Annotated in this window: 23 protein-coding genes and 1 tRNA gene; 8 read left to right on the top strand and 16 right to left on the bottom strand. The window is 51.1% G+C overall.

What is annotated here, in order from left to right; all coding sequences use genetic code 11:
• Positions 1-16 precede the first annotated feature (16 nt).
• The 9 genes from dppF to yhjY all read right to left on the bottom strand — a co-directional run bounded on the left by dppF (position 17) and on the right by yhjY (position 10,760).
• Entirely contained in the window at positions 17-1,021 is a 1,005-nt protein-coding gene (dppF, locus tag EAS44_RS01625) for a dipeptide ABC transporter ATP-binding subunit DppF (protein ID WP_000103579.1), read from the bottom strand.
• The gene (gene dppD, locus EAS44_RS01620) at positions 1,018-2,001 is read right to left on the bottom strand and encodes a dipeptide ABC transporter ATP-binding protein (protein WP_001196477.1); all 984 of its coding nucleotides are present in this window, start codon (positions 1,999-2,001) and stop codon (positions 1,018-1,020) included. The genes dppF and dppD overlap by 4 nt, the downstream gene beginning before the upstream one ends.
• A 10-nt stretch (positions 2,002-2,011) precedes the next feature.
• Positions 2,012-2,914, bottom strand: coding sequence for a dipeptide ABC transporter permease DppC (gene dppC, locus EAS44_RS01615; protein ID WP_000084677.1), 903 nt, complete (start codon positions 2,912-2,914; stop codon positions 2,012-2,014).
• A gap of 9 nt (positions 2,915-2,923) precedes the next feature.
• Positions 2,924-3,943 carry a dipeptide ABC transporter permease DppB gene (dppB, locus tag EAS44_RS01610; protein ID WP_000938855.1) on the bottom strand — a complete coding sequence of 340 codons (1,020 nt, stop codon included), beginning with the start codon at positions 3,941-3,943 and terminating at the stop codon, positions 2,924-2,926.
• A gap of 150 nt (positions 3,944-4,093) precedes the next feature.
• Positions 4,094-5,701, bottom strand: a complete 1,608-nt coding sequence (gene dppA, locus EAS44_RS01600) for a dipeptide ABC transporter substrate-binding protein DppA (protein ID WP_001222871.1) — start codon at positions 5,699-5,701, stop codon at positions 4,094-4,096.
• Positions 5,702-6,444: 743 nt separating this feature from the next.
• Positions 6,445-6,521 (bottom strand) — tRNA-Pro (locus EAS44_RS01595).
• An 88-nt stretch (positions 6,522-6,609) separates the two neighbouring features.
• Positions 6,610-8,301 carry a kdo(2)-lipid A phosphoethanolamine 7''-transferase gene (gene eptB, locus EAS44_RS01590; RefSeq protein ID WP_001269201.1) on the bottom strand — a complete coding sequence of 564 codons (1,692 nt, stop codon included), beginning with the start codon at positions 8,299-8,301 and terminating at the stop codon, positions 6,610-6,612.
• 323 nt (positions 8,302-8,624) lie between these two features.
• Entirely contained in the window at positions 8,625-9,833 is a 1,209-nt protein-coding gene (yhjX, locus tag EAS44_RS01585; RefSeq protein WP_000189046.1) for an MFS transporter, read from the bottom strand.
• Positions 9,834-10,061: 228 nt separating this feature from the next.
• Positions 10,062-10,760, bottom strand: a complete 699-nt coding sequence (gene yhjY / locus EAS44_RS01580; RefSeq protein WP_000584465.1) for an autotransporter outer membrane beta-barrel domain-containing protein — start codon at positions 10,758-10,760, stop codon at positions 10,062-10,064.
• Between the two features lie 157 nt (positions 10,761-10,917).
• Here yhjY and tag point away from each other — a divergent pair, with 157 nt between their 5' ends.
• Both tag and yiaC read left to right on the top strand, forming a co-directional pair.
• Positions 10,918-11,481, top strand: coding sequence for a DNA-3-methyladenine glycosylase I (gene tag / locus EAS44_RS01575; RefSeq protein ID WP_000438940.1), 564 nt, complete (start codon positions 10,918-10,920; stop codon positions 11,479-11,481).
• Positions 11,478-11,918 (top strand): N-acetyltransferase, encoded by a 441-nt coding sequence (yiaC, locus tag EAS44_RS01570; protein WP_000617662.1) that lies wholly within the window; start codon positions 11,478-11,480, stop codon positions 11,916-11,918. The genes tag and yiaC overlap by 4 nt, the downstream gene beginning before the upstream one ends.
• On the opposite strand, the gene bisC is transcribed toward yiaC, so the two are convergent.
• Positions 11,887-14,220: a biotin sulfoxide reductase gene (bisC, locus tag EAS44_RS01565; protein WP_000013974.1), complete on the bottom strand. Its 2,334-nt coding sequence runs from the start codon at positions 14,218-14,220 to the stop codon at positions 11,887-11,889. The two genes, yiaC and bisC, sit on opposite strands and share 32 nt — an antisense overlap.
• A gap of 152 nt (positions 14,221-14,372) precedes the next feature.
• Between bisC and yiaD the strand changes: the two genes are divergently transcribed.
• Together yiaD and ghrB are read left to right on the top strand one after the other, a co-directional pair.
• Positions 14,373-15,032, top strand: a complete 660-nt coding sequence (yiaD, locus tag EAS44_RS01560; protein ID WP_000747631.1) for an OmpA family lipoprotein — start codon at positions 14,373-14,375, stop codon at positions 15,030-15,032.
• A 103-nt stretch (positions 15,033-15,135) separates the two neighbouring features.
• Positions 15,136-16,110 (top strand): glyoxylate/hydroxypyruvate reductase GhrB, encoded by a 975-nt coding sequence (gene ghrB, locus EAS44_RS01555; protein ID WP_000805027.1) that lies wholly within the window; start codon positions 15,136-15,138, stop codon positions 16,108-16,110.
• Between the two features lie 49 nt (positions 16,111-16,159).
• Here ghrB and yiaF read toward each other — a convergent pair whose 3' ends face one another.
• Positions 16,160-16,870, bottom strand: a complete 711-nt coding sequence (gene yiaF, locus EAS44_RS01550) for a DUF3053 domain-containing protein (protein ID WP_000190516.1) — start codon at positions 16,868-16,870, stop codon at positions 16,160-16,162.
• A 433-nt stretch (positions 16,871-17,303) separates the two neighbouring features.
• Between yiaF and yiaG the strand changes: the two genes are divergently transcribed.
• From yiaG to EAS44_RS25305, 3 genes are all read left to right on the top strand, one after another.
• Positions 17,304-17,594 carry an HTH-type transcriptional regulator gene (yiaG, locus tag EAS44_RS01545; protein WP_000455798.1) on the top strand — a complete coding sequence of 97 codons (291 nt, stop codon included), beginning with the start codon at positions 17,304-17,306 and terminating at the stop codon, positions 17,592-17,594.
• A gap of 280 nt (positions 17,595-17,874) precedes the next feature.
• Positions 17,875-18,087, top strand: a complete 213-nt coding sequence (gene cspA / locus EAS44_RS01540; RefSeq protein ID WP_000014594.1) for an RNA chaperone/antiterminator CspA — start codon at positions 17,875-17,877, stop codon at positions 18,085-18,087.
• 139 nt (positions 18,088-18,226) lie between these two features.
• Positions 18,227-18,298, top strand: a complete 72-nt coding sequence (locus EAS44_RS25305; RefSeq protein ID WP_212734239.1) for a hypothetical protein — start codon at positions 18,227-18,229, stop codon at positions 18,296-18,298.
• Here the strand turns inward: EAS44_RS25305 and hokA are convergent.
• From hokA to ysaB, 4 genes are all read right to left on the bottom strand, one after another.
• Entirely contained in the window at positions 18,275-18,427 is a 153-nt protein-coding gene (gene hokA, locus EAS44_RS01535) for a type I toxin-antitoxin system toxin HokA (protein WP_001135732.1), read from the bottom strand. The genes EAS44_RS25305 and hokA overlap by 24 nt on opposite strands.
• Positions 18,428-18,749: 322 nt before the next feature.
• Positions 18,750-20,819: a glycine--tRNA ligase subunit beta gene (glyS, locus tag EAS44_RS01530; RefSeq protein WP_001291788.1), complete on the bottom strand. Its 2,070-nt coding sequence runs from the start codon at positions 20,817-20,819 to the stop codon at positions 18,750-18,752.
• A 9-nt stretch (positions 20,820-20,828) separates the two neighbouring features.
• Positions 20,829-21,740: a glycine--tRNA ligase subunit alpha gene (glyQ, locus tag EAS44_RS01525; protein WP_001168544.1), complete on the bottom strand. Its 912-nt coding sequence runs from the start codon at positions 21,738-21,740 to the stop codon at positions 20,829-20,831.
• 94 nt (positions 21,741-21,834) lie between these two features.
• Entirely contained in the window at positions 21,835-22,134 is a 300-nt protein-coding gene (ysaB, locus tag EAS44_RS01520) for a YsaB family lipoprotein (protein WP_000980102.1), read from the bottom strand.
• Positions 22,135-22,308: 174 nt separating this feature from the next.
• Here ysaB and wecH point away from each other — a divergent pair, with 174 nt between their 5' ends.
• Positions 22,309-23,304, top strand: a complete 996-nt coding sequence (gene wecH / locus EAS44_RS01515; RefSeq protein WP_001182635.1) for an O-acetyltransferase WecH — start codon at positions 22,309-22,311, stop codon at positions 23,302-23,304.
• A 41-nt stretch (positions 23,305-23,345) separates the two neighbouring features.
• Here wecH and yiaA read toward each other — a convergent pair whose 3' ends face one another.
• Positions 23,346-23,783 (bottom strand): inner membrane protein YiaA, encoded by a 438-nt coding sequence (yiaA, locus tag EAS44_RS01510; protein WP_001332303.1) that lies wholly within the window; start codon positions 23,781-23,783, stop codon positions 23,346-23,348.
• Between the last annotated feature and the right edge of the window lie 24 nt (positions 23,784-23,807).

Genomic DNA, 23,807 nt, shown 5'->3' with positions numbered 1-23,807 from the left:
GCCCCGGTTTTGTGAGTTAACGCTGCGGATTTTCATCCTGATCAACGGCAAAACAGGCTACCAGTTGACCGCCGTAGTCTTTTAGCTGCGGCTGCAACTGGATGCAGGGGCCGAAGCGCCGACGACAGCGGGCGTTGAAGGCGCAGCCTGGCGGTGGATTCAGCGGGCTTGGCAGTTCACCGGTAAGTTTGATACGTTCGCGACGATCGTCCGGGTTCAGGCGTGGTGTCGCGGAGAGCAATGCCTGAGTGTACGGGTGGCGCGGGTTATTGAAGATTTGGTCCTTCGTCCCCTTCTCCACGCAGCGGCCCAGGTACATCACCATCACTTCATCAGCAATGTGCTCCACCACCGACAGATCGTGCGAGATAAAGACATAAGATAGCCCCAGTTCCTGCTGCAAATCCATCATCAGATTCAGCACCTGCGCACGCACTGAGACGTCCAGCGCAGAAACCGGCTCATCGGCAATCACCACATCCGGGTCGAGCATCAGACCTCGGGCAATGGCGATACGCTGACGCTGACCGCCGGAGAACATATGCGGATAGCGGTCGTAATGCTCGGTTTTCAGGCCGACTTTCGCCATCATCGACAGGGCTTTTTCCCGACGCTGTTCTTTGCTTAAGCTGGTGTTGATCAGCAGCGGCTCTTCGAGAATCTGCCCAACTTTTTTACGCGGATTCAGCGAACCGTAAGGGTTCTGGAAGACAATCTGGATTTTCTGCCGACGTAGCTTCTGCGCCTGCGGATCGTGCTTGAGCAGATCCTGCCCCTGGTAATACAGTTCGCCGCCGGTGGGCGTTTCAATCATCGTCAGCAACCGACCGAGGGTCGATTTACCGCAGCCAGATTCACCTACTACTGCCAGCGTTTTGCCACGTTCAAGGTTAAACGAAACGCCATCCAGCGCCTTCACCAGACGTTCCGGCGCGAACATGCCTTTCTTCACCGGATAATGTTTTTTCAGGTCGATAGCCTGCAACAGCGGTTGTTGCGAGGTGGCCTCATGCGTACTCATAGTGTCGGCCTCCCGGCATCATCAAGTGGGTAATGGCATTTGGACTGACGCCCGTCAGCGAGCATATTCAGCGCCGGTTCTTCAGCACGGCATTTGTCAGTGGCGTAGGGGCAGCGCGGGTTAAGCAGGCAGCCGTTCGGGCGGTCGTACTTGCCGGGAACGACACCTGGCAACGACGCCAGACGTTCTTTGTCCTGAGCAAATTCCGGCAGCGCACGCAGCAATGCCTGAGTATACGGGTGACGCGGCGCATGGAAGATAGCGTGCGCATCGCCCGTTTCTACTACCTGGCCTGCATACATCACGATAATTTTATGTGCCGCTTCCGCCACCAGCGCCAGGTCATGGGTAATTAACACCAGCGCCATGTTCTCTTTCTGCTGTAGCTCCAGCAGCAGTTCGATAATTTGCGCCTGAATGGTCACGTCCAGCGCAGTGGTTGGTTCATCGGCAATCAGCAGTTTTGGCCGACAGGCAATCGCCATGGCGATCATCACGCGCTGGCTCATGCCGCCGGAAAGCTGATGCGGGTAAACATCCAGACGCGATGCCGGATCGGGAATACCGACCAGATTTAGCAGGTCAATCGCTCGCTGACGGCGGGTACTTTTGTTGCCGCCCTGATGCACCTTAATCGCTTCCATAATCTGGAAACCCACGGTGTAGCACGGGTTAAGGCTGGTCATCGGGTCCTGGAAGATCATTGCCACTTCGGCACCCACCAGGTTGCGGCGCTCTTTTTCTGAGATACGCTGCAAATCCTGACCGTTAAACTCCAGCTTTTCCGCCATTACGCGGCCCGGATAATCAATCAGCCCCATAATCGCCAGCGAACTGACCGATTTACCAGAGCCGGACTCACCCACAATCCCGACCACTTCACCCTGTTTTACGCTGTAGCTGATGCGGTCTACGGCGCGGAACGGTGCGCTTTCGTCGCCGAAATGCACCGATAATTTATCTACATTTAATAACGCCATCTCGAACCTCTTACTGCTTCAGTTTGGGATCGAGCGCGTCACGCAGACCGTCACCCATCAGGTTAAATGCCAGCACCGTCAGCAGGATCGCCAGACCCGGGAAGGTCACGACCCACCAGGCGCTTTGCGCGAACTGCAACACATCAGAGAGCATGGTGCCCCACTCCGGCGTTGGCGGCTGCGCGCCCATGCCGAGGAAACCAAGAGCAGCCATATCGAGAATGGCGTTAGAGAAACCGAGCGACGCCTGAACAATCAGCGGCGCAAGGCAGTTCGGGAAGATGTTAATAAACATCTGGCGCATCGCCCCGGCACCTGCCACGCGAGACGCGGTAACGTAATCGCGGTTCACTTCCACCAGCACGGCGGCGCGGGTTAAGCGCACATAGTGCGGCAAGGCAACAAAGGTCAGCGCCAGCGCTGCGTTACCAATCGACGGGCCGAAAATCGCCACCAGCACCAGTGCCAACAGCAGACTTGGCAGCGCCAGCATGATATCGACCACGCGCATGATGATGTTATCGACCAGGCCGCCGAAGTAACCGGCGATCAGGCCGAGAATAACGCCCATAATCAGCGATAACACAACTACCAGACAGCCAACCAGCAGTGACAATCGCGCACCGTACATCAGACGCGACAGCACATCACGGCCTACGTCATCGGTGCCCAGCAAGTGCGCCATGCTGCCGCCTTCCTGCCAGGCTGGCGGGGCGAGCAGTGCATCGCGGAACTGTTCCGCCGGGTTATAGGGTGCAATCCAGTTGGCAAAGATCGCGATAAACAGCACGATGACGACGTAAACCAGCCCGACGACCGCGCCTTTGTTGCGTTTAAAATAGTGCCAGAACTCCTGTAACGGGGTCATCGGCACCGGTGCGCTAATCACTTTATTTTCAGTAACCTGTGACATGATGTCCCCTTACTTCTTATGACGAATACGCGGGTTCACCACGCCGTACAGCAGATCGACCAGCAAGTTGACGAGGATAATCATCGTCGCCACCAGCAATACGCCGCCCTGCACTACCGGATAGTCGCGGCGTTGCAGTGCGTCAATCAACCAGCGCCCCAGACCGGGCCACGAGAAGATGGTTTCAGTCAGAATCGCCCCCGCCAGCAATGTTCCCACCTGCAGGCCGATAACGGTCACCACCGGCAGCATCGCGTTACGCAGCGCATGGACGATAATCACCCGCATCCGGGTAAGACCTTTGGCACGCGCGGTGCGGATATAATCTTCGCCCAGCACTTCCAGCATCGAGGAGCGCGTCATACGCACAATGACCGCCAGCGGGATGGTACCCAGCACAATGGCGGGCAGGATCATATGGGCGACGGCATCGATAAAGTTACCGTCTTCACCCCAGATGGCGGTGTCGATCAGCATAAAACCGGTTAACGGATTGGAATCATCGAGGAACACCATGTCGCTCACACGACCGGAGACAGGCGTCAGGTTCCAGTGCACCGAAACCAGCATGATCAGCATCATGCCCCACCAGAAAATTGGCATCGAGTAGCCGGTCAGCGCCAGGCCAACCGCTGTGTGATCGAAAATGGAACCACGTTTAACCGCAGCCAGCACACCAACCGGAATCCCGACTGCGGTCGCAAAAATCATCGCGCAGACGCCAAGTTCCAGCGTGGCCTGAAAGCGCGGCACGAACTCTTCCCATACCGGAATTCGGCTTTTCATCGAAATGCCTAAATCACCGTGCATTACGCCCCAAATGTAATGGAGATACTGCTGCCACATCGGTTTATCTAAGCCGAGTTCAGCCAGCAATTGCGCGTGACGCTCTGGGGAGATCCCACGTTCGCCCGCCATGATCATCACCGGATCGCCCGGGATCATGTGGACAAAGGCAAATGTGAGAAGGGTAATACCGATAAACGTGGGGATGACGAGTCCCAAACGTCGGAGAATAAACTGCAACATAACCCGGATTCTCTATAATGACCCGCAGCCTGGAACTGCGTGTCTGTATTGCTCACAAATCAATTCCCGCCCTTGTGGAACAGGGAATGAAGTATTGCTGCCGGATGGCGCTGCACGCAGAGGCACAGCGCCACCGGGTATGGCTTTTAATTATTCGATAGAGACATTTTCGAAGTGATGTTTGCCTAATGGATCAACCACATAGCCTTTAACTTCTTTGCGTACCGGTTCAAACACGGTGGAGTGAGCGATGATCAGTGCCGGAGCCTGATCGTGCATCACGACCTGTGCTTGTTTGTACAGTTCAACACGTTTATTGTGGTCGTCGGTAGCACGCGCCGGTTGAATCAGATCTTCAAACGGTTTGTAGCACCATTTTGAGTAGTTGGAGCCTTGTTCAGAGGCGGCGCAGCTGAACAGGGTGGCGAAGAAGTTATCCGGATCCCCGTTATCGCCAGTCCAGCCCATCATTACCGTCTGATGCTCGCCATCTTTCGCACGCTTGAGGTACTCACCCCATTCGTAGGTGACGATTTTGGCCTGCACGCCCACTTTCGCCCAGTCTGCCTGAATCATCTCCGCCATGCGGCGAGCATTCGGGTTATACGGACGTTGTACCGGCATTGCCCACAGGTCGATGGAGAAACCTTTTTCCAGACCCGCTTCTTTCAGCAAGGCTTTCGCTTTTTCAGGATCGTAAGTGTAGTCCTGAACGTCGTCGTTATAGCCCCACATGGTTGGCGGGATCAGGTTTTTCGCTGATACGCCCGCGCCCTGATAAACCGCTTTGATGATAGCGTCTTTGTTCACCGCGTAGGTCAGAGCCTGGCGAACTTTCACGTCATCCAGTGGTTTTTTCTGCACGTTATACGAGAGATAACCGACGTTCAGCCCCGGCATTTCCATCAGGTTGATGGATTTATCCTGCTTCATGCGGGCGATATCTGCCGGGTTCGGGTACGGCATCACCTGGCATTCGTTCTTCTGCAATTTCGCGTAACGCACGGAAGCGTCAGGAGTAATAGAGAAGACCAGCGTATCGATCTTCGGTTTGGTGCCCCAGTAGCCATCAAACGCTTTATAGCGAATACGGGAATCTTTCTGGTACTGCTGTAACTGGAACGGGCCGGTACCGATTGGGTTGAGGTCCAGTTTTTCCGGTGTACCGGCTTTCATCATCGCGTCAGCATATTCTTTTGACAGAATAGAGGCGAAGTCCATTGCCAGGTCAGCGAGGAACGGCGCTTCCGGGCGAGTCAGCACAAACTGAACGGTGTTATCGTCCACCTTTTTCACTTCGCTGATCAGCTCTGGTAAGCCCATGCCTTCGAAGTATTCGTAGCTGCCGCCAGAGACTTTATGGTACGGGTTTTGCGCGTTTTTCTGACGATCGAACGAGAACACTACGTCATCGGCATTCAGTTCGCGCGTCGGTTTGAATTCTTTATTGTCGTGCCACTTCACACCTTTACGCAGATGGAAGGTATAGGTTTTACCGTCTTCGCTGACTTCCCACTTTTCAGCGAGGCCCGGGATCACTTCAGTGGTGCCGATTTTAAATTCAACCAGACGGTTATAAAGCGGTACGGAAGAGGCGTCATAGGTGGTGCCGGAGGTAAACAGCTGCGGGTTAAACCCTTCCGGAGATCCTTCTGAGCAATAAACCAGAGTTTTAGCCTGAACACTTGCTGCGACGGTCATAGCCACCAGGCTGAGACCAAGCTTCAGCATCCCTGACTTTTTCAAGGAAATACGCATTATTCTGCTCCAATTGTGATGTTTGTTGTTTTAACCCTTTGCAGTGGGTTGTCGCTGCCTGACCTTTTTTGTTTTTTGCCCGGTCGGGTCAACGTTATGAGGTGGGGATGCCGTACTAATTAACATCAGTGTAACAGTGCGGATCCTCCATAAAATGCCCCTCGTGACCTACAATCTGTCAACAGAATGTGAAAACGTCAATACAGCCAACCGGGATTTACACCAACGGTGAGAATCCACAAACAAAGATTAAAAAAACTTCAAACAGCTATTTGCAGCAGAGAAATTTGTGCTACGCCAACACAACCAGAACAATCAGCTTAATATTTAGCAACATTTGGTGATTAAGTTTTATGCATTTAATGAAAAAAATCTGAGGTAAAGGTGGATATCTGAGCGATTAATACCATGAACGCTAAAACGCACAGCGGAAAATGCCAGCGCCAGCCATAAGTAACGCAAAAAAAGATTTAAGCAAATATAAAAAAAGACAATGGTTTCTGTCACAAATCCGTTAATGGATAGTGAGATATGGGGCGCAAATTTGGCAGGGAAATGTGTGGTGTGTAGATCGGATAAGGCGGTCGCGCCGAATCCGACAATGGGCCGGTACATTTGCCTGATGCGACGCTGGCGCGTCTTATCAGGCCTACGTCGAGTCGAACCTCCCCGCCCCCGGAGGTTCTCTTCCTCATGAGTTACAGATGCAAAAAAGCCTGCTCGTTGAGCAGGCTTTTCGAATTTGGTCGGTGATAGAGGATTCGAACCTCCGACCCCTTCGTCCCGAACGAAGTGCGCTACCAGGCTGCGCCAATCACCGAATGCGGGGCGCATCTTACTGCGCAGATACGCCCTCGTCAATCCCTTAATAGCAAAATGCCTTTTGATCGGCGAGAAAGTCAGCAGGCCTAGTTAGCCGACGCCTCTTTTGCCTGCGGGATGTGACACCAGTTGTTGTTTTCGTTAATTCCACCATCCGGTGAAGTATAGCCAAGACAACCCATGATGGTGTCGTACAGCTCTACATGACGGCGTGGCACTTTCATGTCGGCTTCTTTTTTCAGCTGCGCAAATGCCTGCGCATTGACCGGATTTTCCAGATATTTATCCGACATCCAGACCATCATCGGCACACGGAACTGTTCCGGCGGTGCCAGTTCACGCGGCGTGCCGTGCAGGTGCTCGCGTTCATTAATTGACTCACCGTGGTCAGCTGCATAGAACACAATCGCTTTCTTATCGCGAACCTGATCAATCACGCTGGAAATAAAGTGATCCACATAGGTCACCGAGTTGTCGTATGAGTTGATCATCTGCGCTTTGGTACAGCCGCTATCAACACCAATACATTCCGGCTTCCACTGCGCAAAGCTGCGCGGGTAACGCTGGGTGTAGTTAAAGTGTGAGCCTTTGGTATGCAGAATGATCAGATGTTTACCATCCGGGTTGCGCCCCAGCGATTGCTGCATTTCGTCTACCAGTAACATATCATCTACCGGTTTGCCACGGTTACGTGGCTCCGCACCAATCTGCTCACGATAAGCAATGTTGTCCGCCATCGTATTGCTGTAGAACCACATTTCGCTTTGCATAGCGTAGAGATCAGAACTGAATCCTAACTGCTTCAATACCGCGAAAATGTTCTGTTCTTTTAATGTGCGCTGCGGATTATCTTCTGCTCCACCCTGACGTACAAACATGCAACGCAGTGAGAGTTTGGTTGCAGTATCACAGGAGTAACCACGGAACGCCGCCAGATTTTTCTCCTGAGCCAGCTTCGGTGTGGTATTGCGTTCATAGCCGAAAATGCCCATATGATCCCAGCGCGTGGTTTCACCAATAATGAAAACGACATATGTATCATCAACGTTTTGTGGAGCCTGGTACGTAAACTTCTTCGCAGGGTTAAGGAGAGAATTGTTATCGGAAGATTCATCGACCCGCGCCCAGGCATAAAGACCTAATGCCGAAAGCCAGTTTGATGGCAGATAAGAGTTCGCGACGACGCCGCCATAACTCGGCAAATCAACACCTGTCGCCCTCTCCACTTTCTTCTGCTGGATATCCAGCAAACGAATCGGTGCCCAAACCATAATACCTGCCAGTACGACGACCGCCAGGCTGCGAATACGTTGCCCTGGGGTTCGCAGTTGTCGGAGCAAGGTGTAACGACAGCGGTTATTCCAGATAAGGATAAGAGGCAACGCGCTTACGGCGATTAACCAGAGAATAAAGTTCAGACCAACAACTTCTTTTGACAGGTCGATATCGGTGGTCATGACGGATGCGATGATGCCATAACCAATGACTACATTAAGGAAGGTCATGTAATAGCTGGCACCTGCGGAAAAGAGCACCACCAGCGATGCCAGAATACGCCAGCTGCGGCGGCCAAACAGCGAAAGAAGACGCAGTAAAAAGAAGGTCACCAGTACGGTGGCGGCCAGTTCAACAACAGCAGAAATGCCTTTCCAGACGGTAAAATCGTGCGCATAGCTGCCGAAACGGCGGTAAAAAACCGCGCCATTCATAAAAAGGCCAATATAGATTGCAAGCAAAAAGCTCAGCTTCTGCTGTGTAATCGATTTGATGTATCTCATGCAAACAAACCCTGGACAAACAGGTGATAACACCCTGCTTAGTGGCTTTTCAGGCCTGGCAGGGGAAAAGTGCGGAGGTAGTCAGATAAGTAAAATCTACACGCGCGAATAAGTAGACCACAGCAAAGGGAAAAAGTGTGGGGAAAGAGTGTGCACGAAGCACAAATTTACAAAAATGCAAGTTTGAAAAGAGACTTTAGCGTTACAAAAAGCAGTAAAAAGGGCCAGCTAACTGGCCCAAATTTTATGCGTTATTGTTTATACATTTCGTTGATGCGTTTGATGCACACTGAAGCTGAAGCCCAGTAGCTCGCGGCAGATGATTAAAGGGAGCCATGCGCCTCACGCAACATTTTCTGCTCTGGCTGGCGAATGGTCGTAGAAAGCGCCAGTGACAGAATCAGCAGGGCGAAAATCACGTAGAAAGTCACATAGAATCCGCCAAACAGTGAAGCGATAATCGAACCACAAATGCTGCCGATACCGAAACCGAGGTAAATGACGCCGTAGTTTTTCGCCAGGTTATTGAGGCCGAAGAACTCACTAACCAGCGACGGGAACACAGTAATCGTGCCACCAAAGTTAAATGCCACACAGGCAATCGCTGCAAAGAACGTCACTGCATTCAATGGTGCAAACAGCAGGGCCGCCATCCCCACCAGCGCAATCACCTGACCAATGGTGATAACACGGATACGGGCGATTTTGTCAGACAGAATGCCCAGCACCAGACGACCAGAAAGGTTGGCGATGGAAATAACCGTCACAGCATTGGCTGCGGAAATTGCATCAAGATGCGCCAGACTTTGAGCGATATCTTTCGCTACACCAATCACATACAGACCACTCATGCACGCAGTCAGGAACATAACCGCTAACATCCAGTACTGCGGTTTACGCATCGACTCTGCCAGGGTGTAGTCCTTCTCCACCACACCATTGCTGGTTTTCACTTCCTGCTTCGGCGCATCTTTCATTAACGTTGCGCCAAAGACAATCATCACCAGTACAATCGCGCCCCAAATAACAAAGGTTTTTTCCAGACCCACCGTTTCGAGCAGGTGCGTGTCGATAAATTTAAAACCCAGGCTGCCCAGACCATAAGAACCGATAGCAAAAGCAGAGATAAGTCCCTTACGCTCCGGAAACCACTTCACGCAGTTAGAGAGCGTCAACAGGTAACCCGCGCCATCCGCCAGACCGACCAGCACACCGGCGCTTAACCACAGCATCATCAGGTTGTTGGAATGTGCTGTCAGGAAGAAACCTAATCCCAGCAAAATGCCGGAAGCCATAGTGACGCGTTTAACACCAAAACGTTCCTGCAATTTGCCCGCAACAGAAGACGAAATTGCCAGCCCCAGACTTAACAAGCCGAAAGAGAAAGCAACCTGGCTTACAGGAGCCCCCAGCTTGGCAGAAAGCGCACCGTTAAACAGACTCCAGGTATAAACCGACCCCAGAGCAAACTGGGTAATGATAGTACCGATGAGTGTCAGCCAGCGAGTACGCTGATAATTTGAAGGTGTCATGGCAGTATTCCTGCAGTAATAAAAAGGAAAAATCTCTGCTGACAACCATAACGAAGTGCGCTTTATGCCTGGGGAAAAACGGCATGAAATGCCATCAGAACGGAATGAAATGCATTAGTTCAGGAATGAATGACTCGACAATTATTCGCCAAATTTATTATTTAGTAAGTTAGTCCCCACTATCGCCACATTAGTTGTTATTTATGGGTTTCAATTGTATCTATAACGTTAAAATCTGGCGCTAACCCCCATCGTATACAGATAGTCGCTATTGTTAGTGGTATTTTCTGCCTGAGATAGCGCAGCATAGGCAGCAATATTTTGATTGAGCAACATATCAGCGCCTACGGTGACATCCAGCCAGTTGCCGTTCTGGTTTGTCGCCGTCATCCGGCTCAGGCCTGATTGCGCCTTCCAGATATTCTCGCCAAATTGCTGGTTATAGCTGATTTGCGCCCAGGGTCGGAGATCGCCAAGCCGGGAGTCAACACGCCAGCCTAAGGTACTCACGCTGGCATGCCATAACGGATCGGCCAGCGTGGTAGTACTGTCGCCAAACTCGTTATACATCGAGGTGGTTGTGCCATCGTAATGAAATGCCGCGACCGGGCCGGTTGTAACCTGCTCATATAAAGGAAAATTCCAGCCCATACTCATACTGCTGGTCACATCCACAGGGGTTTCTTCCGCCAGATTGACTTCCAGTCCCAGCGCCCTTTGGCTACTTTGAATACGTTGCGACAAAATATCGTTGTAATCAGGTTGATGATCGCTATCCCAGGTGTAACGCTCTGTGGAATGTCCGGGTTGCGTATCAACGATATATTCTTGTTGCCAGGCGTAAGCTGTGTTGAGAAAAAAGGCACTGATTACCACGCTCGCAAGCAGGCTTAGCTGCCAGCGACCACCGCTTTTTTTTATGATCATTAACACGACTCCAGGGAAGAGCCGAATTCGGCAATATTATTGTCATTGTATGAAGGATATCGGGCATAGTAGCCCTGTATTAAATATTGACTTTTTCACCGATGCGTCAAGAAAAGCGGCTGAAATTTTTACGATCGGGTACATAGCGAGGGAAAGTATGGAACGTTGCGGCTGGGTGAGTCAGGACCCGCTTTATATTGCCTACCATGATAATGAATGGGGCGTGCCTGAAACTGACAGTAAAAAACTGTTCGAAATGATCTGCCTTGAAGGGCAGCAGGCTGGGTTATCGTGGATCACCGTCCTCAAAAAACGCGAAAACTATCGCGCATGCTTTCATCAGTTCGATCCGGTGAAAGTTGCCGCAATGCAGGAAGAGGATATCGAAAGACTGGTACAGGACGCCGGGATTATCCGCCATCGTGGGAAAATTCAGGCAATTATTGGTAATGCGCGGGCGTACCTGCAAATGGAACAGAACGGCGAACCGTTTGCCGACTTTGTCTGGTCGTTTGTCAATCATCAACCACAGGTGACACAAGCCACAACGTTGAGCGAAATCCCCACATCTACACCCGCCTCCGACGCCCTATCTAAGGCACTAAAAAAACGTGGTTTTAAGTTTGTCGGTACCACAATCTGTTACTCCTTTATGCAGGCATGTGGGCTGGTGAATGATCATGTGGTTGGCTGCTGTTGCCATCCGGGAAATAAACCATGATTCGGGAAGTGCAACGTTCAGAACTCCCCGCGATCCTCCAACTGTGGCTGGAAAGTACAACCTGGGGGCATCCCTTTATAAAATCGAGTTACTGGCGTGACTGCATTCCGCTGGTGCGGGATGCGTATCTTGCCAACGCGCAAAACTGGGTCTGGGAAGAAGACGGTAAGCTTCTCGGTTTTGTCAGCATTATGGAAGGCCGATTCCTCGCAGCAATGTTTGTCGCACCGAAGGCCGTCAGACGCGGTATTGGTAAGGCGCTAATGCAGTATGTGCAGCAGCGCCATCCCCATCTGATGCTGGAGGTTTATCAAAAAAATCAACCGGCGATAGATTTCTACCATGCGCAGGGTTTTCACATTGTCGATTGCGCATGGCAGGATGAAACCCAACTACCCACCTGGATTATGAGCTGGCCGGTGGTTCAAACGCTGTAAGTGTCAGTTCCGAACCGGTGTATTTTTCCAGCCATGCCAGCGCCGTATTACCCGCACAGCCATTCCCCAGCCGCGAGCTGGGGAGATCTTTGGTCAGCACGTTCACTGCGCCGTTTTTACAAATGCCGCCAGCGGTTAAATCCAAATCCGGCCATGCGCCTTCGTGAATACAAATCACGCCAGGTTTAATTCCCTCGCTAATGACCGCGCCGGCAAGAATTTGCCCGCGTGAGTTCCACAGCCGAACAGTATCGCCATCTTGTATGCCGCGCGTCTGGGCATCGTCAGGATGAATGGTGACAGGCTCACGATTTGCCACCGCGTACAATTCGCGCAGAGAACTGTAATTCAGCTGGCTGTGCAGACGATGCGCCGGATGAGCAGAAAGTACCTGCAACTGTTCCGGTTCGGCACTGCCCTGCCATTCGTCCGGCGCCAGCCACATTGGATGCCCCGGGCAATCCGGATAAGCGTAATCGGCAATACGCTGCGAGAAGATTTCAATCTTACCGCTGGCGGTTTTTAATGGATGCGCCTGCGGATCGCGGCGAAAATCGGCGAAGCGAATAAACCGCTCACTGTCCGGGTTTTCCGGCATCTCAATTAACTGGTTGGCTTGCCAGAACTCAGCAAATGGCGGCAATTCAACCTGCTGGCTTGCCCCGCGCTGCCGGGCAACGTTATAAAACGTTTCCAGCCATTGCAGCTCACTTTTTCCTTCCGTAAAACGTGCATAACCGCCCTTCTGCCAACGTTCACTCAAGTCGGCAAAAACATCAAAATCATTACGCGCTTCATAGCGTGGCGGCACCACTTGCTTCATCGGCACCAGATGCTGATTACTGTAATCACCGGTCATGGTGAGATCATTACGCTCAAAAGAGGTTGTCGCAGGCAGAACGATATCCGCGTGTTTCGCCGCAGCCGTCCAGAAGCATTCGGAGATCACCACCAGCTCCGGTTTTTGCCAGGCACGGATCAGGCGATTGGTATCCTGATGATGAGTAAAGTTGGCACCACCCGCCCACCAGATAAAACGAATATCCGGGAAATGTCGGTCCATACCGTTATGTTGATATGCGCCACCAGGGTTTTCCAGTGCTTCAACAATGCGGGCGACAGGGATTTTATCTACCGCATCGGTGCCACCCGGCAAGCTGCCCTGCATGGAAGAGAGCACCGCAGCGCGGCGCGTGGGGTTACCACCATTGGCAAAATGGTAAGAAAGACCAAAACCGCCGCCGGGTGTGCCGATTTGCCCCAACATTGCCGCCAGCGTGACGAGCATCCAGTGTTTTTGCTCACCAAACTGTTGGCGCTGCATTCCCCAGCCTGCCATCAGCATGGTTGTATTTTGGTGGAAAATAGCCGCCAGCTCGCGGATTTTCGCTGCGCCAACACCACAAATCTCTGCCGCCCATTCGGCGTTTTTCGCTATACCGTCACTCTCGCCCAGCAAATAAGAGGCGAAGACGGCATAACCTGTGGTGCAACGCGCCAGAAACGCTTCGTCGTGCCAACCATTTTCCACCAGCGTATGGGCGATCCCCAGCATCAACGCAACATCGGTGCCCATGTGTGGTGCCACCCACTCCATTTTATCGCCAAAGAAATCGATGGTTTCCGATCGCATTGGATCAATGCAGATCAGCTTTTTCCCGCTGTCACGCAGTGCGGAAAAGTAAGAAAGCCCCTGCTCATCGGATGCATTCCACGCAATTTTCAGCGTATTGAGTGGGTTAGCACTCCACAGCACCACGACATCGCTATGTTCCAGCACCAGCGGCCAACTGGTTTGCTGTTGATAAACTTCGCTGCCACCCACGACATACGGCATGATCGCCTGTGCCGCGCCGGTCGAATAATCCCCCAGATGCCCGGTATAACCGCCTGCCAACGCCATATAGCGTTGTAATAATGTCGAGGCCTTATGCAGCACGCCGTTTGAACGCCAGCCGTAGGAACCAGCAAAAATCGATGCCGGACCATAAGCCTCACGAATGCGTTTATGTTGATGGTGAATAAGCTCCAGCGCCTCATCCCAACTCACGCGAACAAATTCATCCTGCCCACGAATGCCTTGCGGATTTTCCGGTGACGCAAGAAAGCCTTTGCGCACCATTGGAAATCGCACCCGCGTATTGCTGTGAACCTGGTCGCGAACCGCGCTCTGCAAGGAGTTTTCCATTCCTGTGGCTAACGCGCCACGCGAGCTAAACACGGTTTCGCCGTCGGTTTCAACCAGCATAGGCCCCCAGTGGGCGGCAGTCAGAACGGAATATCGTGAGGATGAGTTGGCCAAACCGAAGACTCCTGAAAGGTTAGATGTATTGAGCAGTTAAATATTACTTACAAATTTCCGAGTATTCCCAGGAATAATCTTCATGCTCACGCGGCATAATCTCCCGCCACGGAACCCGTGGCAAAGAATAAAAAGGTTATTAAGGATTAACAATGAAGAAACGTGTTTATCTTATTGCCGCCGTAGTGAGTGGCGCTCTGGCGGTATCTGGCTGTACAACTAACCCTTACACCGGCGAACGCGAAGCAGGTAAATCTGCTATCGGCGCAGGTCTGGGCTCTCTCGTTGGCGCGGGTATTGGTGCGCTCTCTTCTTCGAAGAAAGATCGCGGTAAAGGCGCGCTCATTGGCGCAGCAGCAGGCGCAGCTCTGGGCGGCGGCGTTGGTTATTACATGGATGTGCAGGAAGCGAAGCTGCGTGACAAAATGCGCGGCACTGGTGTTAGCGTAACCCGCAGCGGGGATAACATTATCCTCAATATGCCGAACAATGTGACCTTCGACAGCAGCAGCGCAACCCTGAAACCGGCGGGCGCTAACACCCTGACCGGCGTGGCAATGGTACTGAAAGAGTATCCGAAAACGGCGGTTAACGTGATTGGTTATACCGACAGCACGGGGAGTCACGACCTGAACATGCGTCTCTCCCAGCAGCGTGCGGATTCCGTTGCCAGCGCGTTGATCACCCAGGGCGTGGACGCCAGCCGCATCCGTACTCAAGGCCTTGGCCCGGCTAACCCAATCGCCAGCAACAGCACCGCAGAAGGTAAAGCGCAAAACCGCCGTGTAGAAATTACCTTAAGCCCACTGTAATCCCTTTCATGTCAGGTGATGCAGAAATCACCTGGCATTCTTCAGTTTTCCTTCATCATATTTCAGGCTAAGGTGATCGCCTTATCAGTGAATGGAGAGAAGCATGAAGCCGTCCGTTATCCTCTACAAAGCCTTACCTGATGATTTACTGCAACGCCTGCAAGAACATTTCACCGTTCACCAGGTGGCAAACCTCAGCCCACAAACCGTCGAACAAAATGCAGCAATTTTTGCCGAAGCTGAAGGCTTGCTGGGTTCAAATGAGAATGTTGATGCCGCATTGCTGGAAAAAATGCCGAAACTGCGTGCCACATCAACGATCTCCGTCGGCTATGACAATTTTGATGTCGATGCGCTTACCGCCCGAAAAATTCTGCTGATGCACACACCAACCGTATTAACAGAAACCGTCGCCGATACGCTGATGGCGCTGGTGTTGTCTACCGCTCGTCGGGTTGTGGAGGTAGCAGAACGGGTAAAAGCAGGCGAATGGACCGCGAGCATAGGCCCGGACTGGTACGGCACTGACGTTCACCATAAAACACTGGGCATTGTCGGGATGGGACGGATCGGTATGGCGCTGGCACAACGTGCGCACTTTGGTTTCAACATGCCCATCCTCTATAACGCGCGCCGCCACCATAAAGAAGCAGAAGAACGCTTCAACGCCCGCTACTGCGATTTGGATACTCTGTTACAAGAGTCAGATTTCGTTTGCCTGATCCTGCCGTTAACGGATGAGACGCATCATCTGTTTGGCGCAGAACAATTCGCCAAAATGAAATCCTCCGCCATTTTCATTAATGCCGGACGTGGCCCGGTGGTTGATGAAAATGCACTGATTGCTGCATTGCAGAAAGGGGAAATTCACGCCGCCGGGCTGGATGTCTTCGAACAAGAGCCACTGTCCGTAGATTCGCCGTTGCTCTCAATGGCCAACGTCGTCGCAGTACCGCATATTGGATCTGCCACCCATGAGACGCGTTATGGCATGGCCGCCTGTGCCGTGGATAATTTGATTGATGCGTTACAAGGAAAGGTTGAAAAGAACTGTGTGAATCCGCACGTCGCGGACTAAGCCGCGACTGCGTGGAGTAAAGCCCGATAATCGCTCGGGCTTTTACTCTTTATTGGGTTGCAGTAACAGCTGTAGTCCAGGCCTGATTAAACGCCTGATGTTGTGCCGGTAATGGCGCAATCAGTTTGTTATATTCACTTGCCTGCTGTGAAGTCGGGAACTGGATGCCATTTGCGACAAAGCTCACCTGAGTACCTTGCTGAGCAATGTAGTCTCCAACCATCACCAGTTGTTGCGTGAAAGTTTGTGCCGCCGGAATCAACGGTTGCAATGCATCAGCTGGCGTCGTTACCACTTTGGTGAATGCCTGATCAAAGACCGGTTTCAGGTCATCACTCTGTTTTAACGCAGAGTGCGCAGCATCGGCCTGCAACTTCGCATTTTGCAGCTGTTGCGCCAGCACACCCAGCGAACCGTTCATTTCACGCAGCGGACCGCTTTGCGTAACGTAATCCTGCGGTACGCGAATTGCGTTAACGCTGTCTACAACCGGGCGCAGACCGGAATCCATCGCCTGATTCACCTGCTGAGAATAACCATACAGAATCGCGTAATCAGAGACAAAAGGACCAAACTGTTTTTTCTGATCGGCAGTCAGGGTTGGTAGACGTTCACCGCTACGCATCACTGTATTCTGCAGGAAGTCGATAAACGCTTTACGCTGATCGCCTTCTTTATCAAAACACCCACTCAGGCTAACTACCATTAATAACGCCGCAAGAGGCGCAAACCAGCGAGAGCAGGACTTTCCTGTCGCCATTTTCTTACTCCTTTCACCCAAAAAAAGCGCACAACGACACACGCGTGTCTGACGTGACAAGGATAGTCCAGGACAGGCTTGCAGGATACCCTTTCTACGTAATCTTCCTGGTAAAATCATGGAGAAAATGAAACAAGGTTAATTTGTTGTTTCATTGTTAAAAAATGATATTGCCGTTGCCTTTTTTGTAGCCAGAGATTTACGCCTTCGCAGAACGTTAGATTTTCGAAATCTTTACAAACCGGGAGTGGTAAGAGATATATCGGCATTTATCAGATCGTTAGGTGGCTATAAGTCACGCTAAATGACTGGCTGAATCGAATCATAGTCAGAGTATGCCCTGACTACACCCCGCTGTGTCTGTTTTTCCCGACTATTCTTAATGAGCTTCGATGCAATTCACGATCCCGCAGTGTGATTTGAGGAGTTTTCAATGGAATATAAAGATCCAATGCATGAGCTGTTGAGCAGCCTGGAACAGATTGTTTTTAAAGATGAAACGCAGAAAATTACCCTGACGCACAGAACAACGTCCTGTACCGAAATTGAGCAGTTACGAAAAGGGACAGGATTAAAAATCGATGATTTTGCCCGGGTTTTGGGCGTATCAGTCGCCATGGTAAAGGAATGGGAATCCAGACGCGTGAAGCCTTCAAGTGCCGAACTAAAATTGATGCGTTTGATTCAAGCCAACCCGGCATTAAGTAAGCAGTTGATGGAATAGACTTTTATCCACTTTATTTCTGTTTACGGTCCTGATAACAGGACCGTTTTCCAACCGATTAATCATAAATATGAAAAATAATTGTTGCATCACCCACCAATGCGTGGCTTAATGCACATCAACGGTTTGACGTACAGACCATTAAAGCAGTGTAGTAAGGCAAGTCCCTTCAAGAGTTATCGTTGATACCCCTCGTAGTGCACATTCCTTTAACGCTTCAAAATCTGTAAAGCACGCCATATCGCCGAAAGGCACAATTAATTATTAAAGGTAATACACTATGTCCGGTAAAATGACTGGTATCGTAAAATGGTTCAACGCTGACAAAGGCTTCGGCTTCATCACTCCTGACGATGGCTCTAAAGACGTGTTCGTACACTTCTCTGCTATCCAGAACGATGGTTACAAATCTCTGGACGAAGGTCAGAAAGTGTCCTTCACCATCGAAAGCGGCGCTAAAGGCCCGGCAGCTGGTAACGTAACCAGCCTGTAATCTCTGCTTAAAAGCACAGAATCTAAGATCCCTGCCATTTGGCGGGGATTTTTTTATTTGTTTTTCAGGAAATAAATAATCGATCGCGTAATAGAATCTAGTGTTATTTTTGTGAAGAATAAATTTGGGTGCAATGAGAATGCGCAACACCGTAAGAAAGGCGGGAATAATTTCCCGCCGAAGACGCTTACTCTTTCAATTTGCAGGCTAAAAACGCCGCCAGCTCATAACTCTCCTGTTTAATATGCAATTCACACAGTGAATCTCTTATCATCCAGGTGAAAAATAAAAGCGTGAAACAAATCACTATTAAAGAAAGTAATCTATATTTCTGCGGCATTCCCAGCCCCCTGTGTTGATTTCCAACGAGTAAGAGGCTAACCTTATGGTGTCTATGCATAGAGGGGCCTCACTTTGATTTATAGTCAGGTGGGGCTTTTCTCTGTCTGCCTTTCGGTGAATACCTGAGACAAACAGTCTCAAGCACCCGCAGCTATTCCAGCTTAATAAGTTCGTTTCTTCTCCTTGATATAATCCTAAAAAAATCTCATAAAATTAATATATGAGATAATCTTTATTCAGCAGAAGATTATTAAAGGTTGCTGTATTATTTAGCGATAAAAAAAGCCTGCCAGATGGCAGGCTTTTTAATAACGGCGTTATTACTGCAACAGCGAAATATCCGCAACGCGCAGGAACAGTTCGCGCAGTTTTTCCAGCATGGTCAGACGGTTGATACGCAATTCTTTATCATCAACCATGACCATCACTTTATCGAAGAAAGCATCGACCGGTTCACGCAGCTCAGCCAGTTCGACCAGCGCATCCTGGTAACGACCTTCCGCAAAGTACGGCTCCAGCTTGTCACGTAGCACCACAACCTGCATAGCCAGCTTAATTTCTTCCGGCTCTTTCAGAGTAGAGGCATTCACGCGATCGCTCAGCACTTCGTCAGATTTCGCCAGAATGTTAGATACACGTTTGTTCGCCGCCGCCAGTGCTGCAGCTGCTTCCAGGGTACGGAAGTGCGATACCGCTTTCATACGGGCATCGAAATCAGCCGGACGAGTCGGACGACGCGCCAGTACCGCCTGGATGGTGTCAACGGTGTAACCTTCGTCCTGATACCAGGCGCGGAAGCGACCGAGCATAAAGTCGATAACATCATCAACCACGTTGGCATTAGTCAGCTTATCGCCATACAGACGCACCGCTTCTTCGGTCAGCGTTTGCAGATCAAGGTTGAGGTTCTTCTCAACGATAATACGCAGCACGCCAAGTGCGGCACGACGCAACGCAAACGGGTCTTTGTCGCCTTTCGGATGCTGACCGATACCGAATATACCCGCCAGGGTATCCATCTTGTCAGCAATCGCCAGCGCACAGGCTACCGGGTTGGACGGCAGGTCATCACCGGCAAAGCGCGGCTGATACTGCTCATTCAGCGCCACCGCGACATCTTCCGCTTCGCCATCGTGACGCGCGTAGTGCATCCCCATAACGCCCTGGGTGTCGGTGAACTCGAAGACCATGTTGGTCATCAGGTCACACTTAGACAGCAGGCCCGCACGGGTAGCGTGGTTAACGTCAGCGCCAATCTGTTCGGCGATCCAGCCAGCCAGCGCCTGGATGCGGTCAGTTTTGTCGCGCAGCGTCCCCAGCTGTTGCTGGAACAGCACGGTTTGCAGGCGCGGCAGGTTATCTTCCAGACGTTTTTTACGGTCGGTATTGAAGAAGAACTCAGCATCCGCCAGACGTGGACGAACGACTTTCTCGTTACCAGAGATAATTTGCTGCGGATCTTTCGATTCGATGTTGGCAACGAAGATAAAGTTCGGCAGCAGTTTGCCGTCGTTCGCATACACCGGGAAGTACTTCTGGTCACCTTTCATGGTGTAAACCAGCGCTTCAGACGGCACCGCGAGGAATTTCTCTTCGAATTTTGCGGTCAGCACAACCGGCCATTCCACCAGCGAAGCGACTTCTTCCAACAGGCTTTCGCTTAAGTCAGCGTTACCGCCAATCTTACGCGCCGCTTCTTCGGCATCGGCTTTAATCTTCGCTTTACGTTCTTCGTAATCGGCGATGACTTTACCGCGCTCACGCAGAATTTCCGGATACTGATCGGCATTATCGATGGTGAATTCCGGCTCGCCCATAAAGCGGTGGCCGCGAATCACGCGATCGGACTGAATGCCCAGAATGGTTGCCGGAATAACTTTGTCGCCCAGCAGCAGGGTCACGGTGTGCACCGGACGCACGAAGTGCACGTCGCTTGCGCCCCAACGCATCAGTTTCGGGATCGGCAGTTTCGCCAGCGAAGTCGCAACCATATTCGGCAGCAGTGCTTCGGTGCTTTCGCCCTTCACATGGGCGCGATACAGCAGCCATTCGCCTTTGTCAGTGGTCAGACGCTCGGCCTGGTCAACGGTAATACCGCAGCCACGCGCCCAGCCTTCTGCCGCTTTGCTCGGTTTGCCTTCAGCGTCGAACGCCTGGGCAATTGCCGGGCCGCGTTTTTCGATTTCACGATCCGGTTGCGCTTCCGCCAGGTTAGCCACTTTCAGCGCCAGACGACGTGGAGCCGCAAACCATTGAACGGTGCCGTGTGCGAGGCCAGCGTTATCCAGCTCCGCAGTAAAGTTCGCAGCAAAGGACTCAGCCAGGCTGCGTAGTGCTTTTGGTGGCAGCTCTTCAGTGCCGATTTCCACCAGAAAAGTTTTCTCAGACATAGCCGCCTCTTACTTATCTTTGTTGCACATCGGGAAGCCGAGGGCTTCACGGGAAGCGTAGTATGCTTCTGCCACTGCTTTGGTCAGGGTGCGAATGCGCAGAATGTAGCGCTGACGCTCGGTGACGGAGATGGCTTTACGCGCATCCAGCAGGTTGAAGCTGTGGGCGGCTTTCAGAATACGCTCGTAGGCTGGCAGCGGCAGCGGATTTTCCAGCGCCAGCAACTGCTGCGCTTCTTTCTCGTACTGCTCGAAGCAGGTGAACAAGAAGTCCACATCCGCGTATTCGAAGTTGTAAGTGGACTGCTCCACTTCGTTCTGATGGAACACGTCGCCGTAGGTGGTTTTACCCAGCGGGCCGTCGCTCCAGACCAGGTCGTAAACGCTGTCTACGCCCTGAATGTACATGGCCAGACGTTCCAGACCGTAGGTGATCTCACCGGTAACCGGTTTACATTCCAGACCACCAACCTGCTGGAAGTAAGTGAACTGCGTCACTTCCATGCCGTTTAGCCACACTTCCCAGCCCAGCCCCCAGGCACCCAGCGTCGGGTTTTCCCAGTTATCTTCCACGAAACGGATGTCGTGGATGGTCGGGTCCATGCCCAGCTCTTTCAGAGAACCGAGGTACAGCTCCTGAATATTGTCCGGCGATGGCTTAATGACCACCTGGAACTGATAGTAGTGCTGTAAACGGTTGGGGTTTTCGCCGTAGCGACCATCGGTCGGGCGACGAGAAGGCTGAACATAAGCAGCCGCCATCGGTTCTGGCCCCAGCGCGCGCAGACAGGTCATTGGGTGAGAGGTTCCCGCGCCGACTTCCATGTCCAATGGTTGAACAATGGTGCAGCCCTGGCGAGCCCAGTAATCCTGTAAGGTCAGGATCAAGCCCTGGAAGGTCCTGGTATCAAACTTTTGCATATTATTTCGTGCTGGATACGTGTGGATTTAAAGGAAGGGATCAGTATACCCGCTGGATGGAAGATATACAGTACGAAACGGGAAAAAGCAGGGCTTAACGCATGGAAAGATGCAAAAAATGGCCATCCGCGTCAAAAGAACAGACAAACTGCTCTTTCCGGAAGGTATAACCGCGCATTTCATAGCTTCCCTGGAACTGTTCGAAGGCGGTGACGTCGATTTTTTGCTCGCCGGTGTTATAACGTTTTGCCGCCTGATCCTTGCATAACGCTTCCATATTCAACGAACGCAGAGGATCAACCTTTACCCGTTGTGCTTTCTGCACGGGTGGCGGTGTAGAACAACCCACTAGCACAATAAGCGCCATTGCTGGAAAGAAAGCGTTCATCATCATTAAATTACCGTCTGGTTTGCAGGTGAGTCTTATTATTTATATCGGTATAGTGGCTGATATCTTACGAATTTCCTTAAGCCTCTATAAGCTGTAGTGATAAAACTCAGATTATTCCAGTGCGCCAACTGAATGATTTATCGGTCAGACTTTTTTTAACCAGATACAGAGACACAGATGCAGCCCAAAATTTACTGGATTGATAACCTGCGAGGGATAGCGTGTTTAATGGTGGTGATGATTCACACCACTACCTGGTATGTGACCAATGCTCATAGTGTTAGCCCCATCACCTGGGATATCGCCAATGTTCTGAATTCTGCCTCTCGTGTCAGTGTGCCGCTATTTTTCATGATTTCCGGCTATCTCTTTTTTGGCGAACGCAGCGCCCAGTCGCGTCATTTCTTGCGTATCGGCTTATGCCTGTTTTTTTATAGCGCAATCGCGCTGCTCTACATTGCGCTGTTTACCTCCATCAATGTGGAGTTAGCGCTGAAAAACCTGCTGCAAAAGCCAGTGTTTTACCATTTATGGTTTTTCTTCGCGATTGCAGTGATTTATCTGGTTTCACCGCTGATTCAGGTGAAGAACGTCGGCGGAAAAATGTTGCTGGTGCTAATGGTGGTGATTGGTATCATCGCTAACCCAAACACCGTGCCGCAGAAAATCGACGGTTTTGAATGGCTGCCAATTAACTTATATATCAATGGCGATACTTTTTACTACATCCTTTATGGCATGTTGGGCCGCGCTATAGGGATGATGGACACACAGCATAAAGCACTGTCGTGGGTGAGCGCCGCACTGTTTGCGACGGGGGTTTTTATTATCTCTCGCGGGACATTATATGAATTACAGTGGCGCGGAAATTTTGCCGATACCTGGTATCTTTACTGTGGGCCGATGGTTTTTATCTGCGCAATCGCGTTATTGACTCTGGTTAAAAACACGCTGTATACGCGTACCATTTGCGGACTTGGCTTAATCTCCCGCCATTCGTTAGGTATATACGGGTTCCATGCATTGATTATCCATGCACTGCGCACCCGGGGGATTGAGCTTAAAAACTGGCCAATACTGGATATTATTTGGATCTTTTGTGCGACTCTGGCAGTGAGTTTATTACTTTCTATGCTGGTACAACGAATCGACAGAAACAGATTAGTGAGTTAAGTAGAAGCCCGGTCACATTGGACTGACCGGGCTTACGTGAATTATTCGCTGTATTCTTCCTGGGTAACCTGTGTTTCTTTTGGTGGGTTTATTCCGGCATCATGAATATTCTTCTGCACCGCTACTGCACCAAACAAGCTTAAGAAGAAAGCCAGCCCATAAAAGCCTTTTTCGCTGAGTAATAACGTTGCATTCCATAGACCTACCAGCAACAACGCAACAGAGATAATAAAGACCGTAAGGCAAGTCATATAATAAATGGGGGTGGTAGGTATGCCTTCATACTTGTCCCGAACGGTCTTTTGATAAGACGCCGCGGAAAACAAACCTAATACCAGTACGGCAAAATAATACCCTTTTTCATTTAACTGCATCTCTGCATTCCATAGTCCTAACAGATAGGTAACAATACCGCCAATAAGGGCTACCCATGAAACAATACTAAATGCCGGAGAATAGGTTGATATTTTGTTGTCCATCACAGTATTCCTTTCATTCCTGAA

The sequence above is a fragment of the Escherichia coli DSM 30083 = JCM 1649 = ATCC 11775 genome, assembly GCF_003697165.2.
GTDB lineage: Bacteria > Pseudomonadota > Gammaproteobacteria > Enterobacterales > Enterobacteriaceae > Escherichia > Escherichia coli.
This window is presented reverse-complemented; position numbering and strand designations above follow the sequence as displayed.